Annotated in this window: 1 pseudogene; it reads left to right on the top strand. The window is 51.9% G+C overall.

Annotation, left to right across the window (positions count from 1 at the left end):
• Positions 1–3 precede the first annotated feature (3 nt).
• A pseudogene (locus ACQRAX_RS25735) lies at positions 4–239 on the top strand (hypothetical protein); the annotation flags it as partial.

Here is a 239-nt window from a genome sequence, read left to right as displayed (position 1 = left end):
AACATGGCTGAGCCTCAGGTTTTTATAAATACCAAAACCCAAACCTTCGATTCCTTGAGAGCCGGGCTTAACCTTTCCGGTATCGCGAATCGCAAGTTCATAGCCCTCAACAGCCACATATCAAACAGCGTTGTGTTAGCGGGGGAGCTCGTCATCCTCGGCGACCTGTCCACGCCATCAAGTACCAGCCAAGAGGCCTACATGATGGCCAGGGCGAATGAAGTTCATATCGCCCTGCT

Source organism: Pseudomonas sp. UM16 (assembly GCF_050312595.1).
Taxonomy (GTDB): domain Bacteria; phylum Pseudomonadota; class Gammaproteobacteria; order Pseudomonadales; family Pseudomonadaceae; genus Aquipseudomonas.
Note: the sequence above shows the minus strand (reverse complement) of the source record. Positions and strands in the feature narration are given on the sequence as shown.